Raw genomic sequence first — 17,797 nt, 5'->3', positions numbered from 1 at the left:
ATCATATATCTTATCTGAGACCCATTTGCTGCAGTCTTTCTTTATAGGCTTCAAAGTCAATCAAAAGTCCTTGGCCACCGTACATGTCATAGGTATCCACCCAGTCGCCATTTTCCGGAATCGTCAGGCGCTCAACTCCATTGCGGGAATCTCCAGCCATAGAGAGACCATTGGTCAAAAGGAAGCTGTAAGGTACATTGGTCGAAGTCAAGGCAAAGACCTTACCAAGGGCCTCTGACCCAGTAAAGAGCTTGGTCGGATCTTTGACTTGCTGGAAAACAGCTGTCAAGACTTCCTGCTGGCGGCGGGTCCGGCCAAAGTCGCCCTCATCATCCTTACGGAAGCGAGCGTAGTTGAGCAAGGTCCGACCGTCCATCTGCTGCTGACCGACCTTGATTGTTTGATTAGGTACCACACCGTCCTTCATATTCAGGTCATCCGGCACTTCAACTTCTGTCACTTTCTCCCCATCAATGGTTGAGAACTGGGCATTCATGCTGACGCCATTTGGGAAAAGGGTGTCAATAGCTGTCGCAAAGGTCTGGAAATCCACCAGTGCATAATATTTGATGTCCAAATCGAAGTTATCTTTGAGCATCTGGCGGACATAGTCTGCACCGCGGTTATGGTTTTGCTCCCCAATCGTATAGGCAGAATTGAGCTTTTGGTCATAGTAATCTGCCTGCGACGGATCGGTGTACTCATTGCTGACGCCGTCGATGTGAATGAGGGTATCACGCATAAAGCTGACCAATTTCACCTTGTGGTCCTTATTACCAACATTCAAGACCATAATAGAGTCGGTCCGCGTCTCAGTCGAGTCGTCACCAACCCGGCCGTCTGTTCCGAGAATGAGGATATTCACTCCGTCCTTAGTATCCTTGCCGTCAAAAAATTCTGTTTCTGCTGGCTTAGAATTGCCATTATGAGCTGTGGTCAAGCCTTTGACAAACATGAAAATCATGCCCCCCAAGACCATCAGCAGGAAAATCCCTGCCCAAAGCAGAATCCGTTTCAAGCGGATTTTTTTGCGAGGCTTCTTGGGCTTGTCTTGTCCCAGACCAGCTTCTGCCAGAGCTTCCGGCGCCTTCTTTTGCCTTCTACTGCGAGAAGAACGCTCAGGGTACTTGGGCAAGAGGCCAGAAGAATCCATTTCCACTGGCTCTTGCTCATAGGTGTCACTAGCTGTATGCGGCTGCTCTTCATGGTCAGACACACTGACTGAACCGCCAATCCCCTTGGACTTCTTACGCAAATAGTCAAATTCTTTCTTTTCTTTATCGTTTAGATAGTAATAATTCTTATAGAGATAATCTAAGCGGAGCTGTTCATGATGGCTAAGATTTTCTGGTTTCTTCATCTCTTCTCCAATCTACTGCTACTTGTCCTGAATCAGAAACACACTGTAGCTACCAAAAATTTTATAAGTAATTCCAAGACTTGTCAACTCTTGATAGGCAAAATCCGCCAATTTTTTCTGCTCGTTGTCAATGTCAATAATGAAGAAATACTCTCCCAGAGCCGTTTTTAGGGGCCGGCTCTCAATCTTGGTCAGGTCAATACCACGCCAAGCGAAGGTCGACAAGGCCTTGTAAAGGGCACCAGGCAGATTGTCCGGCAAGGTCAAGGCCAGTGTCTGCTTATCTCCTGTCTTGGTCAGTCGAAGTTCAGGAACCTCATGACCCAAAATCCAGAAGCGGGTATAATTTTCTTCCATTTCCTGAATATCGCTGGCCGCTACTTTGAGCCCGTATTCTGCTGCAGCCGTGCGCGGGGCAATAGCCGCAAAATTCTTTTCAGGATGCTCTGCCACAAAACGAGCTGCATAGGCCGTACTAGCCGTGACCTCAATGGCAGCCTGCGGATAATGCTGGCGGATGTATTTCTTTCCTTGGGCAATAGCCTGCGGGTGAGAAAATATCTTCTCAATTGGCTTTTCTAAATCCGTCACCAAAAGCTGCTGTTTGATGGGCTGAACAATTTCTGTCACTGCCTGAATGTCTGCTTGATGAAAGAGATAGTCCAGCGTCTCGTGGACACTGCCCTCAATGGAATTTTCCACCGGAACAACCGAGTAATCCACTTCCCTAGTCTCATAAGCCTTCATGACCTCGGTGATATTCTGATGAGGCACCAAGTCCTCGTTGGGAAAGGCAGCTTGGGCTACATGGTGAGAAAAGGAGCCTCTAGGACCTAAAAATGCTATTTTCATTGAATTTCCTCAATAATTTCCTGCGGGCTTTTGAGGCTCGTATCGACAATCTGGGTCGCCACTTCCTCATACCAGGCCTGACGCTGCTCAAAAATTTGCTGCAGGTCTGATTTACTCTGGTTTAAGAACAAAGGTCTCTCTTGCTCAGCATCCTGCTGAATTCGCTGATAGAGCGTTTCAAAATCTGCTTTCAGGTAGATATTGTCAGCATTCTGAGCCAGTAATCTTCGGTTTTCAGGGCTGACGACTACACCGCCGCCAGTTGAGACGACCAAGTCTGTATCGATCAACTCAGCCAAGAGTTGGGCTTCAGCAGCCCGAAAGGCCGCTTCACCATGCTGATCAAAATAGTCCTTGATAGACATGCCCAGCCTCTGACAGAGCAGTTCATCCATATCGACAAAGTCTTGGGCTAAGCCTCTGGCCACTGTGGACTTTCCGGCTCCCATAAAGCCCAGCAATATCTTAGCCATGCATCAAGCCCTCCAAGTCGCTGAAGAAGCTTGGATAGCTGCTCTTAATAGCTTCAGACCGCTCAAGTTCTACCTGACCGCTTTGAGCCAACAAAGCAGCAATTGCCGTCATCATTCCGATGCGATGGTCACCAAAGGTATTGACTTGGGCACCGTGAAGAGCTGTTTTCCCTTCGATAATCATGCCGTCTTCCGTCGGGGTAATAGCTGCGCTCATGCTATTGAGAGCGTCTGCCACTACCTGGATACGGTCGGTTTCCTTGACTTTGAGCTCTTCTGCATCACGAATGACAGTCCGTCCCTGAGCCTGAGTCGCAAGAAGCGCAATAATCGGCAACTCGTCAATCAAGCGCGGAATAATCTCGCCACCAATCTCAGTGCCCTTAAGCTCAGACGTCTCAACGGTGATGGTTGCAGACTTGGCTACTGGATCGACATCTGACAGCTTCATCCGTCCGCCCATAGCCTCTATCACTTCTAGAATACCTGTACGAGTTTCATTGATGCCAACATTTTCTAAAACAATCTTAGAGTCCGGCACAATCAATCCAGCCACCAGCCAGAAAGCCGCGCTGGAAATGTCACCTGGGACCGTCACTTCCTGAGCAGTGAATTCCTGACCGCCCTGAATGCGAATTTCCTTGCCTTTGACCTCAATCTGCCCACCAAACTGGACAATCATATCTTCCGTATGATTACGGGTGATTTCCTTTTCAATAATAACCGACTCTCCCTGAGCCTGTAGGGCAGCAAAAATCAAGGCCGACTTAACCTGAGCAGAAGCCACTGGCAGCTGATAATGAATAGACTTCAGTTCCCTGCTGCCCTTCATCTTGAGCGGTGGTAAATCACGCTCAGTCCGACCAGCAATCTCGACTCCCATCTGCCGCAGAGGAATGGTCACCCGATCCATAGGCCGCTTGGATAGACTGTCGTCACCAAACATCTCCGCTTCGAAGTCCTGACCAGCCAAAACACCAGAAATCAAACGGATAGACGTTCCAGAATTACCCATATCCAGCTTATTTTTCGGTGCTTGCAGACCTTCAAATCCTACACCATGTATCTTGACTAGATTTCCATCGTCCTCAATCTGCACACCTAAGTCACGAAAAACCTGCATGGTAGACAGCACATCTTCCCCTCGCAGAATGTCGCGGACGGTAGTAACGCCCTTGGCTAAACTGCCAAAAATAATGGAACGGTGACTGATGGATTTATCTCCCGGTACGCGGATACGGCCCTTCAGGCCTTTTATATTGGTTGATAATTTCATAGGTGACCTCGTACTTTCCTTTGTTGCTTCTTATTTTATCATAAAAAGACCAGAAATTCTTAAAATTTCTGGAATCCTAGCTGAAGCTAAAAGAATCCGGGTATTCATCCCAGATTCTTCTTTTTTATTAGCTTACTTAAGCAAATCCTGCACCGGATCAAAGATAATACGCTCGATATCCGCCAGATAGATGGATAGTTGCTGCTGCTTATTGAAGAATTCAGAAAGAACAGCATTGCCCTGAATCTTCTCACCAAAGGAAGTCATCTTGTCCTGTACCTCCTGAGTCGGTACCTGACCAGTCTGAGCCAGCTGTTGCAACTCCTGCTGGAAAGCCAGATAATCTGTAAAAATAGCCTTCGCTTCGCTATCAGCATCCACTGCTTTCTTACTTTCTGCGACTGCCTTGTACTCAGGTAAATCACGCAGATTTCTGCTCAGTTCATTAGCTAAATCATAAATATTTGACATAGAGTTCTCCAATCTATATTAGTCTTCGGACACTAGGTAATCCGTATTTTCTCTTACTATTTTAGCAGATTTTTCCAAATCTTGGCGATTTTTAAAGGTGATTTGCAGAATACCGTTTATATCTTCACGGTTTTCCTCGTTGATACGAATATTGACGACAGAAATTCCGCGCAGAAGCTCCAAAATACCCAAAATTGCATCTTCTTCATCGGGCACCTCAATAAAGAGGTCATAAAAGCTGTCCACACCGGCACGCTTATGAATTTCCATCTGCTTGCGGCTCTGCCGTCCTCTATTGAAAAATTCCCAGATAGCTGTCTCGTCCTTAGCCTCAATCGCTGCGGCAACCTTGTCTAACTGGTCTTTAAAATCTTCCAGCCGCTCCAAGATAGCTTGAGGATTGGTCAATAGGATAGAGGTCCACATACCAGGCTCACTCTCCGCAATCCGCGTCATATCTCGAAAACCACCAGCTGCAAAAGACTGGGTTAGTTCATGCTCTTGGCTATAAGCTGCCGCTTGCTCCATAAGACTGGAGGCTAGGATATGCGGAAAATGGCTGATTTGACTGGTCACTCGGTCGTGCTCGGCAGCATCCACCTGGATAAAGCGGGCATGAAGACCACTTAGCAAGTCTTTCATTTCCTCAAGCGTACCAGGCTTGGTCAGGCTAGAGGGGGTGAAGATATAATAGGCATTTTCAAAGAGAGTGACATGAGCAGCCTTGGCTCCGGTCTTGTGACTTCCAGCCATCGGGTGAGCTCCGACAAAGCGGACGGGCTTATTCTGCAGATACTTTTCTGCAGCTGCCACAATCTCAGCCTTGGTCGATCCAGCATCTGAGATGATAACATTTTCCTTCAGGTCCAGCTCCGCTAGATCTTTGATAAATGCTATGGTCTGCTTGATGGGCACAGCCAGAATAATCACATCAGCCAATGGAGCAAAGGCGGCAAAATCATCTGTTACCCGGTCTACCATTCCTCGCTCCAGGGCAACCTGTCTTGATTCTTCACTTCTGTTATAGCCGAGAATTTCAATCTCAGGATGAGCTCGCCTGATGCCCAGAGCCAAAGAAGCTCCAATCAGTCCCAGACCTGCGATATAGACTGTTTTTCTCTCCATGCCTACTCCTTTCTTCTAAAAGTTCTTGACAAATTCCCGATGGCGGGCTACCGCATCCTTCAGTTCTTCCAGATTGTCCGAAGAGAACTTCTCCAGAACTTCGGTGGCTAAAACTGTTGCCACCACGCTTTCCATGACAACACCCGCCGCTGGCAGAGCTGTAGGATCGCTCCGCTCTACTGTCGCCTTATAAGGCTCGTGGGTCTCGATATCTACGCTCATCAGTGGCTTATAAAGGGTTGGAATGGGCTTCATAACGCCGCGTACAACAATTGGCTGACCATTGGTCATACCGCCCTCAAAGCCGCCTAGATTATTGGTCCTGCGAGTGAAGCCATCTTCCTCAGACCAGAGGATTTCATCCATTACCTGACTGCCCTTGAGACGACCGGCTTCAAAGCCCACGCCAAACTCGACTCCCTTGAAAGCATTGATGGACACGACTCCCTGAGCAATCTTGGCATCCAGCTTCTTGTCCCATTGAACATAGGAGCCCAGACCGACCGGCACACCACCAACGACAGTCTCAATGACACCACCGATGGTATCCCCGTCTTTCTTAATTTGATCAATGTAGGCCTTGATTTCTTCTTCGCGCTCAGGATTGACAATGGAAACCTCTGACTGGGCAGCTCTTTCCTTGATTTCTGCTACAGTTAGATCGGCCGGCACATCAATATCAATGCCGCCAAAGGTTACGATATGGCTGGCTACCTCCACACCGATTTCTTCCAGCAAACGCTTGGCTACTGCTCCGACTGCCACACGCATGGTCGTTTCGCGGGCAGAAGAACGCTCCAGAGAATTTCGCAAATCATCAAAGCGGTATTTCATACCTCCGACTAAGTCCGCATGGCCAGGGCGTGGTTTGGTAATCTTGCGCAGCCCTTTTTTCTTTTCATCCACATCTGCCGCACTCATAATCTCCAGCCACTTCTGGTGATCCAGATTTGTGACATTGAGGGTAATCGGACCGCCCATGGTCAAGCCATGCCGAACCCCAGACGTAATCTCGACTTGATCGCTTTCAATCTTCATGCGGGCACCACGGCCGTACCCACCCTGACGACGCTTGAGCTCAGCATTGATATAGTCAGCGGTCAGAGGAAGACCAGCCGGCACCCCCTCAATAATAGCTGTCAGACGTGGTCCGTGGGATTCTCCTGCTGTTAAGTATCTCATACATTTTCTCCTATTTCTGGGATGGAAAGAACTGGACAATCTGTCTATTTTTATCCAAACTGTCCAATCGTCTTAAACTCCATCTGGCACTCATTTCTTCAGAAATTCTTTCATCTCTTCCAGCGGAATCTGGTGAATACTAGCCGAACCCAACTCAGGCACCAGTACTAGCTTGATAGAGTTGCCTCTAGCCTTCTTATCATGGGTCAGTGCCTGATAGAGAGCATTCTCATTCCATGGCTGGTAATCCACCGGCAAGCCAATCTTCTGACACATGCGGATAATGTCTTCTGTAATCCCAGCTGGCATAAGGCCTTGCTTTTCAGCGACGCGGGAAACCTGTGCCATGCCAATCGCCACAGCTTCACCGTGCATGACTTTTCCGTAGCCTGCTGTCGCTTCAATAGCGTGCCCAATAGTATGGCCGAAATTCAGATAGAGGCGGACGCCATTATCCAGCTCGTCCTCAACCACAATCTTACGCTTGACATCACAGGAATGGTAAATGATGCTCTCTGCATGCTCCAAAATAGACTCTGAACTGCCATCCATTTCTGACAGCTCTTCCCAGAGTTCCTTATCCTCAATCAAGCCGTACTTGACCACCTCGCCCATGCCTTCAATCAGTTCCCGCTGACCCAAAGTATGCAAGACTTCTGGGTCAATCAGAACTCCGTCAGGCTGGGTAAAAGTCCCGACCATATTCTTAGCCCAAGGCGTATTGACACCTGTCTTACCACCGATAGAGGAGTCCACTTGAGCAGTCAGACTAGTCGGAACCTGCACGAAATGCACGCCCCGCATATAGGTCGAAGCAGCAAAGCCTGCCAAATCTCCGACAACTCCGCCACCCAAGGCCACGATACCATCGCTGCGGGTCAAACCAACCTTGACCAAAAACTCATAGACTTTGTTGACCGTCTTTAAGTTCTTGCTGGCCTCACCCTCCAAAAAGTCAAAGACAAAAGTCTCAAAGCCAGCCGCTTCCAAGCTCAGCTTGACCTTTTCCGCATAGAGTCGAGCCACTCGATTGTCCGTGACGATGACTACCTTCTGAGGCTGCCAAAGCTGACGCAGCCAACTTCCAGCCTGAGATAAAGACCCCTTTTCGATGAGAATATCATAGGGATGATGCGGGAGATTCACATTCAGTTTCATAAGCGCCTCCATTCCGAGTCAATCAAAAAAATTATACTTGCTTCCTAGTATATCAAATTACGTCAAATATTTCAGTATCAGTAGCTATTTCTAGTCTGCTTATTAATACTCTCCTGTGTGTGTCTAGTAAAATGAGACATCTATATTCTTTTTATTAACTTTATAAATCTGTTCAACAATCTCAAAAATACTGTTTTGAGAGACTCACTCTGTTTAGTTTGGTGAAAACTTTCGTTTAGTATATCAGAGAAAACTAATCCTCCTCATATCCTTGGCGACACAACCGATCCAGCTCCTGTTGAAATTTCTTCCTTTCAACTTCTCTCTCATCTTCCAAGCGTCTTTCAAAGCGCTTCAGTTTGACTTCAAACTCCTCTTGTAGGTAAAACAGCTGATTAGAAATCGAATTAAAATGTCTACTTGATGTCCGACGATAGAAATAATAAACCCAGTCAGCCAAGTCTTCTGTATGCCTTTGCACATCCTTTCGCAAATCCTCACAGTCCCATTCAAACTCATTAAATTGCCTCGTTTTTTTAATATATGCGTTTTCTAACTCTTCAATATTCTTTTGGCGTAGAGTCACAGTTTATCCTCCAATGATTGGACTTGTTAAGTTCGGCTGGGGTACAGACTGCAAAGCACTCTCCGCTGCCTCGGCAGCCTTACCAGTAAAGCCACCTTTCAAATCCGCTACCAAGACCGTCGCCGCAAAAGACTTCATCTTCTCAGCGTGACCATTAAACCAATCCTGCAATTCAATCCCTTCCTGAGCAATGACTAGTTTCTTAGCCGCAATAACCGCTCGAATAGCTGTCCTTTCTTGCTCTTTCTTTAGTTCCTTCAAAGCATTCTCAACTGACAGCTTATCAATAGCTAAAGCTCCTCCTACCATTTCATCCTCCTATCATTTTGATAAACCAAACAAAGCAGCCTGTTCCTTATCCAGAGCCACTATTTTACCAGACGCAGCTTCCAACACCTCAGCAATCTCAGATAATTTTCTTGCATAGCTAGCCGACTGCTCAAGTGTCCCAGTTTCCAAACCAGCATCCCAACAAGTCTCCAAGGTAAACTCGCTCAACAAAGTTTCCACTTCCGAACTTGATAAACTCTTTGCCATTTGGTATGCTGCCTCATGCACCTCAGATATATGGTTTTCCGCGCTTTCTTTAGCCTGTGCCAATTTCTGATCAACTTCTGACTGATACAGACTGCCTTGCAAGCGAGCATTATCAGCTACTGTGGCTACCAATTCTTCCCGCAGACTGATGAGCTTACTTCCTGAAACACTCCCCATTTTCTTGTGCAGTTCCATAATGGTCTTGTTATTCAATTTTACTTTATCAACTGGCTCAGGTTCAAAAGGACCATATTTCTCCAAATATTCTTTGACATAGACTTCTGGATCTGTACTGTCAAACCATGTCCCCCAATCCAATAAATTAGTTTCTTTCGCTTTTTGAGCCTTTACCTTAGCAATCTTTCTTACCTGCGCTTCGCTCATACCAGTAGCAAACATATTTTTCTTATAATACCAGTCAATATCCAAACGGTTCCCCTTCAAATGGAAAAACTCTGGAGCATGATCTCCCCAAGGAGAATTGATACCATGAGTACCTTCTGCTGTAAAAACCTTTCCATACACAATTTTTCCCCCTCCACCGTCTAAGGAGGTTAAATCTTTGCCAGAATCGCTATATGAGTGTGTATGACTATTAATATACTCTAGTTCACTCTTTGTAAATACGCCACTATTTAGAGCACCTATGCCACCCCAATCTACAAAAGTAGTTATTTGGGGAACCTTATATTTAGCCCCTATTTTTACCCCAGGGACACCAGACTGACTATAAGCAGAGAGATTGGTAATAGTTCCATTATGTTTAGCAACCTCTTCTGCTGCATTTTTATAGAACAACTCCATATCATTATACTGAGGAGACAAAGCTTCACGGGCTTTTATGGCATTTCTAGTTGATTCGTTTGGAACAAGAATTGGATCCGTCGGAGTAACCCAAACCGTCTCTAATCCAACTTGAGTTCCTAAATAAACCACACTAGTTTGTGTATAATCTAAATTTTTCCCCTCTGAATCCGAAGGCACGAAAGCAATACCTTGAGTTGTTTCGTTTTTTATTTCTATAATAGTATAATATTTTCTATTTTCATTAGTACCTATATAGAACACGGTATCTTCATTTTGCTCAATTATTTCTTTTCGTTTTGCCATAACTTGTTGAATTTCTTCATCTGTCAACGCCATTTCCGATAATTTCCTTTCTGAATTTCTAGGTTATAAACAATTTCGACTTGAGGACTACCACCCTCCTTTTTCTCGACATTTTTCAACTGACCATCTTTTACTAATGCACTTATATTATCATCAATTCCATATCCTTTAGACATTTTTGCATTCTCAGGGAGAGTCTTAGCGTCAGATACATCAATATCTCCACCAGCTTTCGAATTCTCTAAAACAATAATTTCTTCATTATCAATCCCAAAATCAAATTCAACACCAAAATGCAAACCATAACTGAGGAAAGATGTTTTTCCTACTTTACGTCCCAAATAGGCCTTATTTCCTTCTTGATCATAAATGACTGGCACAACTTGAATAGATAAGTAATCATTAGGTCCTCCTTCTTCAAAAAAGATAGGAGAAAATTCAATTTTATTAATACCAGCATAGTTTTCCTTAATATAAAGAGCTGTTTGTTCTTCAAAAAGAGAGAAAGCATGCTTAATCAGCTTGTCTCTTCTAGATTCTAATTTTGAATGTTCTATTTGTTGCATAAAAATAAATCCTCCTAAGATAATAATAAACAGAATAATAATTAATACCATAATTTTTTTCTTCAATATCTTGCTCTCCTCTTATTCAATTGTTGTACAATTCTTCTAAACACTGCCAAATTTCCTGACTGGGCATGGTCTTGCCGGTCCAAAGTTCAAAGGCTTCTGCTCCCTGATAGAGCAGCATACCAAGTCCATTGACCGCTGTGATATTTTGATTTCTTGCCCATTTGAGAAAGGGCGTTTCAAAAGGTTGGTAGATAACATCCGCAACTAAAATCTGGCTAGGCAGCTCAATCTGTTCAGGCAGGGGCATGCTGATGCCATCCATGCCTAGACTAGTCCCATTGACCAGAAGGTCTGATTGGTTGATTTTATCCTGCATGCTATCCGCATGTTCCAAGGTTAGTACTTGGATACAACTCTTGGTTTGGTGGCTGATAGCTGCCATTTTGCTGACTGTCTTCTCATAAGAAGCTTGACGAGTGAAAACAAAAATTTCCTCTGCATTGTCCAAAGCTGCTTGGGCGATAATCGCTGTCGCTGCTCCACCTGCTCCCAAAATCGTCATTTTTTTGCCCCGAATAGCAAAAGAAGGCAAGCTCTTAAAAAATCCCTTGCCATCTGTGTTATAACCAACTAAAATTCCATTTTTATTCACAACCGTATTGACCGCTCCGATAAGGCGGGCACTGACATCCAGCTCGTCCAGATAAGGTATCACTTCCTGCTTATAGGGCATGGAAAGATTGACACCAAACATATCGTATCTGCGGATATTTTCTATACTGGCCTGCAGATCCTTTGCTTCTACTTCCCAAGCTAGATAGACACCATTGACACCAGTCTTTTCAAAAGCCATATTGTGAATAAGAGGAGAAATACTGTGCTTAATTGGCTTGGCAACCACAGCAGCCATGCGGGTGTGGCCATTAATTTTCATTCAAAATCTCCTGGATTTTCTTCATATTGCTCAGAGAAATCTGACCAGGTGCTGACACCATCTCCTGACTGGCAAAAGACCAGCTGGAACCTGTCAAATCAGCTGCAATGCGTGAAATCCTGCCGACTTTTCCCATGGAAATAGTAACAAAATCCTGCTCAGGATTTAAAGTCTTGAAACCGCGAGTATAGTTCATCAAGTCCAGCACATCCTGTTCATTATGAGCCATGACAGAAACCTTGACCAGCTTAGGGGTCAGAGAAGTCAGCTCAGACAGGATTTCCATCATATTTTCCGGTGTTTCCTCGAAGTTATGGTAGCTCAGCACCAGATTAGGAAACTCAAGCATTTCTTCAAATTTCCCCTTGTGAGAGAAATATTCAAAGTCGATATAATCCGGCTGGTAAAAACCGGCTACTTCCTTGATGAGAGCTACGTATTCATCATCTGACAGTTCAATTTCTCCGCCTTCCTGACGGGTTCGCAAGGTGAAAATCAATTCACGTCCGGCAAATTTTTCAAAAATAGCTGGCGCAACATTTAAAATGTCATCCTTGGCCAGAAAATCTGCCCGCCATTCAATAATATCCGCATCTTCGTAGCGACTTACATCAATTTCTTGAGCTTCTTCTAAACTCTTGGGCATTACAGAAACGACTAATTTCATTGGTCCACCTTTATTGTAAATACCTTGAGGTAATTACTGCTCCCGTCTTTTTTATTATAGACAAAGTCTGCTGGCAGGCCATACTCCGCAAGATAGCGGTGCTTTCTGCCGGCAAAGCCTTTTTCAATTTCTTGTTTAAACTTACTTTTGGAAAGATTGGCTGCATTGGTACTTAAAATCATGATTCCCTGAGGATTCAGGATTTCCAAAGCTTGTGCAACCAAACGATGATAATCTTTAACAACTGAGAATGTGCGCTTTTTATTTCTAGCAAAGCTAGGCGGATCTATCACAATGACGTCAAAGCTTAGGTCGTGGCGCTTAGCGTATTTGAAATAATCAAAGACATCCATCACCTGAAAGCGATGCTGATCCAGTGTCAAACCATTGGCCAGAAAATGAGCCTCTGACAGCTCACGACTTCGCTTGGCCAAATCCACTGATACTGTCTGACTGGCACCGCCCATAGCTGCTGCTACTGAAAAAGCAGCTGTATAGGAAAACATATTGAGTAAACTTTTACCAGCAGCCAGACCATCTACCAGACTAGCCCGCACATCGTGCTGATCCAGAAAGATACCGGTCATAAGACCATCATTCAGAAAAACCTGATAGCGGACACCATTCTCTAAGACTGTGAAGATTTCCGGTGCTTCCGCTCCGTAGAGATGAGCTGATTCGTAGTCCAAACCCTTGAAACGAATCTTTTCATAAACTCCCTGAATCTCTGGGAAAACCTTAGCGAAGGCTGTCAGAATCTGCTCCTTGATAGCAAAGACAAAGTCATTGTACCAAGAAAAAAGCGCAAAGTCATTGTAGAAATCCACCGTGAAGCCACCGAAGCCATCCCCCTCTTGATTAAAGAGTCGAAAGGCTGTCGTGTCAGCCGAATGGAAATAAGTAGAACGTCTGCTCTTAGCCTGCTCAAAGAGAGTTTGAAAAAAATCCGAGTTCAGCTCTACCTTCTTCTGGGAAATCAGCCAGCCAACTCCCTTATTTTGTGGAGAGAGATAAGCTGTGCCTAAGAACTTTCCCTGACGGTTTTGCAGCTCCACACATTGATTCTGAAGCGAAAGAGCGCCAAAATCCTTTTTATCTAATAAAAGAATGCCCTTTCTCAGTTTTTCTTCTGCCTCTTGAGTAACAGTAAGTTTATTCATAAATTATATTATACCAAAGATTGTGAAAATTCTCAAAACATATTTTACATTTGAGTTAATAAAAGATTTCACAAACGAGTGCAAAACGACTATAAACCTCTCCATAGAGAGGATAAGGCTTTTATAGAAATATTACAATTTCGCTGATTTAAAATATTTCAAATGCGGCTCAAATTTTCCTTAACTGGAGAAATTATGTTTTACTTAGAGGAGAAAATCTTTAGGAAATAAGACAAGGAAGACAGAGAGGTATATTACCACAAAAAACCTCTCAGAACTATCTTCAAGATTCTGAGAGGTTGTTCATTCATTCAGAAATATTCCAAATAGTATCTGAAATTATTTCTCCTTCAGACTGTCATTCAAACCATCTCGAATAGGGTCAAGGAAGTAATCTAAGATACTTCGATTATCTGTTTTTATTTCAAGTATTCCTGATAGACCTGAAACTAAGTCAATTCCTTTGTGCAAATGCTTCTTGTCAATCGCAACTTGGACTATATATACCATCCCTTTTCCTTTAACTTGAAAAGCAGTCGGGCTGATATAAGTCACTTTAGCAGGAATGGTTCCATAGTCTGAATAAGGATAGGCCTGTAATTTAACAACAGCCTTCATACCTTTTTGAATATCTGTTATATCCTTATCAGATACCTGAGCTTCAAATATCAGTTCTGAATCACTAGGGACGAGCCTTGCTACTGGATTTTCTGCACTAACTGTCTGTCCAATATGACTGACGATTAAACTTGCAATCTGATCAGTCGAAGGCGCCTTAATCGTTAGATACTCTAAAATATACTGTTGCTGAATCAATTCTGCCTCGGTCTTACGTTTATTCTCCGTTAAAGCAGCCATTTTTTGTGCAAGGCCGGTATCATCATGATGTAACTTGTATACTCTTTTCCCATTATTAACTCCTATTCTTCTATAACTGTTTCGCTAAAATAATATTTTTCTGACCGTTCTACCGATAATGTTAAAAAATATTTATCTTGTTTGTCATATTTTGGATATCCCCGAAATTCTAATAATGTCTTGCTTCCTTTGGGCAAATTAATGTAGCTGTTGATGTTTTCATTCGTAATCTCATAGCGGATGCTGTAATCACCTGTGACCGGACTTTCCGTAATAGCGTCTAAATCTAGAGACTTCAAATACTGATACTCAATAGGAAGTTGAGTAAAAAGAAATCTAACATTCTCTAAACTAGAATCCAGAACTTGACCATCTGTAGTTTGGAATCCATTCTTATCACTATAAGTCACAGTTGAAGTCATTATTATTTCATCATTATATGGTTGACTTCTTACTTTCGTATAATCTCCGATAATTTGTTTGGTAGTATGATCACCCCTCAGTTTAAACTCGTGAAAAAATGTTTTATTGTTAGTCAGCTCTTGTCTTATATATACAATCCTGAACCCCTTGGGAAACTTCTTAAACAAATCCTCCGCCTTGGCTGTCGGATAAACCTCTGAGATTCTTGAGAATCGCTCTTCAAATTCCTGTCTTTTCGCGTTTTTCATGATGGAACACCCCACTAATATAGTTCCTACAAGCAATAGGATTGCTAATGCACATAGTTTTTTCATCTTTTTCTTCCTTTCCATTTGTTCTCCAACACCTTCACCCATCATCTGTTAAATATGCTGGAATGAGCGAGATTTTCATAGCCTTCTTCATCATCATCTCCCCTTTAAATAGACACCAACCATTTATAATATACCATTAACTAGTAATAAAACTCTGAACCAATGTCTTTTGATATATCAACTTGTCTTCATTATATCCTTTTCTATGTTTTTTGTAAATGTTTTTTGAGTGATTTTTAGATATTTTCCCGCTGTTTTCAAGTTTCTGGCCAATAATATTTGATTCTATTCCATTAATATCTGCGGCAAAATAATCTTCACACAATAATCCTAAGAAAGCTTTCTCCATCAAAAAACTTAAATATTTAACTGCTCCAAACATTTTCCTCAATCAAAAAGAGGTCAATTTTTCCTTGCGCCGTCTTTTTATGTTATACTTAGAGGAGAAAATTTTTAGGAAATAAGACAAGGAAGTAACTTTTTGTGAAAAAAATAACCAAGAATTTACTCAATTTCATGAGTACGAGACTAGGTTTTGTCTTGATTTTACTGGTCCTCTATTGGATAAAAACCATGTGGGCCTATACGATTGATTTTAACCTTGATATTCAAGGTGCTTATCAAGTATTTTTAGCTATCATAAACCCTTTCCCTATCAGCCTCTTGCTACTAGGACTAGCACTTTATGTAAAACGAACCAAATTATTCTACAGCCTAGCCTTCGGAATTTATCTGCTCCTCTTTGCTTGGCTGGTATCTAACTCCATTTACTACCGCGAGTTCAGCGACTTTGTTACGGTCAACACTATGCTGGCTTCTAGCAGCGTTTCAGCTGGACTTGGGGAAGCAGCACTTGAGCTCTTCCGCCCTTGGGATATTCTTTATCTGATTGATTTCCCGATTTTGGCTTTCTTATTCTTTAAGAAATACATCCGAATGGATGACCGGCCTTTCAATAAACGCGCCAGCTTTGCTGTGACCTCCCTGTCTGCCATGCTGTTTTCCGCCAACCTTTTCTTGGCTGAAATTGACCGGCCTGAGCTCTTGTCACGTGGATTTTCCAACTATTATGTCGTTCGGGCTCTGGGCTTGCCAGCCTTTCTAGGTTACAGTGCTAACCAGACATATACCGCCAATCGTGAGCGCTCCAAAGCTTCTGAAAAAGACTTGGAACCAGTAACAGAATACATTCAATCCCACTATGCGGAGCCTAATCCAGAATATTACGGGATTGCCAAAGGCCGCAATGTTATCTATGTCCATCTGGAAAGCTTCCAGCAGTTCCTGATTGACTATAAGCTGCAGGCAGATGGGAAAGAGTACGAGGTGACACCTTTCCTCAATTCCCTCTACCACTCCAACTCGACTCTGGCTTTCTCTAATGTCTTCAACCAGGTCAAGGCTGGTAAGACTTCTGATGCTGAAACCATGATTGAAACTGGGCTCTTCGGTCTCAATCAAGGATCTTTCATGGTCAACTACGGCGGTACCAATACCCAGCAAGCAGCGCCTTTTATTCTTTCCAAAAACGGCAACTATACTTCTGCTGTTTTCCACGGAAATACTGGAAGCTTCTGGAACCGTAATACTGCTTACAAGCAATGGGGTTATAACTATTTCTTCGATGCGTCTTACTTTACCAAGCAGGACGACACCAACTCCTTCCAGTACGGTTTGAATGACAAGATTATGCTGAAAGATTCCATCAAATACCTGGAACACCTGCAGCAGCCTTTCTATGCTAAGTATATCACGGTTTCCAATCACTATCCTTACACGACTAGCTTGATTGGTGACGAGATTGGCTTCCCTCTGGCTAAGACCAAGGATGAAACCATCAACGGCTACTTTGCCACTGCCAACTATCTAGATTCTTCTGTTAAGGCCTTGTTTGATTATCTCAAAGAATCTGGCCTCTATGACAACTCTATTATCGTTCTCTATGGGGATCACTTTGGAATTTCCCAAACCCGTAATCCTAACTTGGCCCCTCTTGTAGGCAAGACTTCTGAGACTTGGTCCAATTATGACAATGCTATGATGCAGCGCGTACCATACATGGTAGTGGTACCTGGCATGGACAAAGGAAAGATCATTGATACCTACGGCGGTCAAGTGGATATGCTGCCAACATTGGAGCATTTGCTGGGCATTGACTCTAAAAACTACCTTCAGGTTGGACAAGACCTGCTGTCATCTCAGCATCAACAAATCACAGCATTCCGATCCAGCAATAACTTTGTCACTCCAAAATACACTAGCTTCAACGGACGAACCTACTACACCCAGACCGGTGAGGAAATTACCAATCCAGACGAAACCATCAAGAAAGAGCTGGATGAGATTCGTAATGCCGCCAATACTCAGCTGAGGATGAGTGACGCTATTCAAACCGGTGACTTGATTCGCTTCTACAAAGGAAATGACTTAGGCAAGGTCAACCCTAAAGATTACTCTTATCTTAATTCAATGAAAGCCTTGTTGGCTATTGAAAAAGAAAAAGGCGACCAATCAACCAGTCTTTACTCCAAGCGAGGCAATGTTTCCACTGTGGACCTCTTTAACTCGCCAAGCTATAGGGCACTGCATCCAGAGCAGTTCCAAACTAGCAGCAGCGACGAAGACAGCAGTCAAGAAGACTCAAGCTCTTCCAGCTCTAGCTCCACAGCTAATCCATAGATAGCAAAAGAACCTGAGACAAAATAGTTCTCAGCTACAAAAAAGCTAGAGATTCCC

The 17,797-nt window shown here is 43.6% G+C and carries 19 protein-coding genes; 1 reads left to right on the top strand and 18 read right to left on the bottom strand.

Annotation, left to right across the window (positions count from 1 at the left end; translation table 11 throughout):
- Positions 1-10 precede the first annotated feature (10 nt).
- The 18 genes from RYK49_RS09685 to RYK49_RS09600 all read right to left on the bottom strand — a co-directional run bounded on the left by RYK49_RS09685 (position 11) and on the right by RYK49_RS09600 (position 15,443).
- Positions 11-1,360: an LCP family protein gene (locus RYK49_RS09685; RefSeq protein ID WP_314865577.1), complete on the bottom strand. Its 1,350-nt coding sequence runs from the start codon at positions 1,358-1,360 to the stop codon at positions 11-13.
- A gap of 18 nt (positions 1,361-1,378) precedes the next feature.
- Positions 1,379-2,212 (bottom strand): prephenate dehydratase, encoded by an 834-nt coding sequence (gene pheA, locus RYK49_RS09680; protein WP_314865575.1) that lies wholly within the window; start codon positions 2,210-2,212, stop codon positions 1,379-1,381.
- Entirely contained in the window at positions 2,209-2,685 is a 477-nt protein-coding gene (locus RYK49_RS09675) for a shikimate kinase (protein ID WP_314865573.1), read from the bottom strand. Before RYK49_RS09675 ends, pheA begins: the two co-directional genes overlap by 4 nt.
- A complete protein-coding gene (gene aroA, locus RYK49_RS09670; RefSeq protein WP_314865571.1) occupies positions 2,678-3,961 on the bottom strand; it encodes a 3-phosphoshikimate 1-carboxyvinyltransferase in 1,284 nt (427 codons plus the stop codon). The genes RYK49_RS09675 and aroA overlap by 8 nt, the downstream gene beginning before the upstream one ends.
- Before the next feature lie 132 nt (positions 3,962-4,093).
- On the bottom strand, positions 4,094-4,432 hold the full coding sequence (locus RYK49_RS09665; protein WP_002895097.1) for a YlbF/YmcA family competence regulator: 339 nt from the start codon (positions 4,430-4,432) through the stop codon (positions 4,094-4,096).
- An 18-nt stretch (positions 4,433-4,450) separates the two neighbouring features.
- The gene (locus RYK49_RS09660) at positions 4,451-5,557 is read right to left on the bottom strand and encodes a prephenate dehydrogenase (RefSeq protein ID WP_314865569.1); all 1,107 of its coding nucleotides are present in this window, start codon (positions 5,555-5,557) and stop codon (positions 4,451-4,453) included.
- 15 nt (positions 5,558-5,572) lie between these two features.
- Positions 5,573-6,739 (bottom strand): chorismate synthase, encoded by a 1,167-nt coding sequence (gene aroC / locus RYK49_RS09655; protein ID WP_002900041.1) that lies wholly within the window; start codon positions 6,737-6,739, stop codon positions 5,573-5,575.
- Between the two features lie 90 nt (positions 6,740-6,829).
- Complete coding sequence (gene aroB / locus RYK49_RS09650; protein ID WP_314831356.1) at positions 6,830-7,897, bottom strand: 3-dehydroquinate synthase; 1,068 nt, start codon at positions 7,895-7,897, stop codon at positions 6,830-6,832.
- A gap of 253 nt (positions 7,898-8,150) precedes the next feature.
- Positions 8,151-8,483 (bottom strand): hypothetical protein, encoded by a 333-nt coding sequence (locus RYK49_RS09645; protein WP_002900038.1) that lies wholly within the window; start codon positions 8,481-8,483, stop codon positions 8,151-8,153.
- Positions 8,484-8,486: 3 nt separating this feature from the next.
- Positions 8,487-8,792, bottom strand: coding sequence for a hypothetical protein (locus RYK49_RS09640; protein ID WP_002900036.1), 306 nt, complete (start codon positions 8,790-8,792; stop codon positions 8,487-8,489).
- 12 nt (positions 8,793-8,804) lie between these two features.
- Positions 8,805-10,163 carry a hypothetical protein gene (locus RYK49_RS09635; protein ID WP_002900035.1) on the bottom strand — a complete coding sequence of 453 codons (1,359 nt, stop codon included), beginning with the start codon at positions 10,161-10,163 and terminating at the stop codon, positions 8,805-8,807.
- Positions 10,154-10,762, bottom strand: coding sequence for a hypothetical protein (locus RYK49_RS09630; RefSeq protein WP_002900034.1), 609 nt, complete (start codon positions 10,760-10,762; stop codon positions 10,154-10,156). The genes RYK49_RS09635 and RYK49_RS09630 overlap by 10 nt, the downstream gene beginning before the upstream one ends.
- A gap of 19 nt (positions 10,763-10,781) precedes the next feature.
- On the bottom strand, positions 10,782-11,639 hold the full coding sequence (locus RYK49_RS09625) for a shikimate dehydrogenase (RefSeq protein WP_314831357.1): 858 nt from the start codon (positions 11,637-11,639) through the stop codon (positions 10,782-10,784).
- Positions 11,629-12,306, bottom strand: coding sequence for a type I 3-dehydroquinate dehydratase (aroD, locus tag RYK49_RS09620; RefSeq protein WP_314831358.1), 678 nt, complete (start codon positions 12,304-12,306; stop codon positions 11,629-11,631). Before aroD ends, RYK49_RS09625 begins: the two co-directional genes overlap by 11 nt.
- Positions 12,303-13,466 carry a class I SAM-dependent rRNA methyltransferase gene (locus tag RYK49_RS09615; RefSeq protein WP_314831359.1) on the bottom strand — a complete coding sequence of 388 codons (1,164 nt, stop codon included), beginning with the start codon at positions 13,464-13,466 and terminating at the stop codon, positions 12,303-12,305. Before RYK49_RS09615 ends, aroD begins: the two co-directional genes overlap by 4 nt.
- 339 nt (positions 13,467-13,805) lie before the next feature.
- A complete protein-coding gene (locus RYK49_RS09610; RefSeq protein WP_002918766.1) occupies positions 13,806-14,324 on the bottom strand; it encodes an HlyD family efflux transporter periplasmic adaptor subunit in 519 nt (172 codons plus the stop codon).
- Between the two features lie 62 nt (positions 14,325-14,386).
- A complete protein-coding gene (locus RYK49_RS09605) occupies positions 14,387-15,079 on the bottom strand; it encodes a hypothetical protein (RefSeq protein WP_314865565.1) in 693 nt (230 codons plus the stop codon).
- Between the two features lie 118 nt (positions 15,080-15,197).
- A complete protein-coding gene (locus RYK49_RS09600; RefSeq protein ID WP_314831361.1) occupies positions 15,198-15,443 on the bottom strand; it encodes a hypothetical protein in 246 nt (81 codons plus the stop codon).
- 101 nt (positions 15,444-15,544) lie between these two features.
- Between RYK49_RS09600 and RYK49_RS09595 the strand changes: the two genes are divergently transcribed.
- Positions 15,545-17,740 carry an LTA synthase family protein gene (locus RYK49_RS09595; protein ID WP_314831362.1) on the top strand — a complete coding sequence of 732 codons (2,196 nt, stop codon included), beginning with the start codon at positions 15,545-15,547 and terminating at the stop codon, positions 17,738-17,740.
- The last annotated feature ends 57 nt before the right edge of the window (positions 17,741-17,797 follow it).

This window comes from uncultured Streptococcus sp., assembly GCF_963525625.1.
GTDB lineage: Bacteria > Bacillota > Bacilli > Lactobacillales > Streptococcaceae > Streptococcus.
The sequence above is the reverse complement of the archived record's forward strand: the minus strand, read 5'-3'. Positions and strand labels throughout refer to the sequence as shown.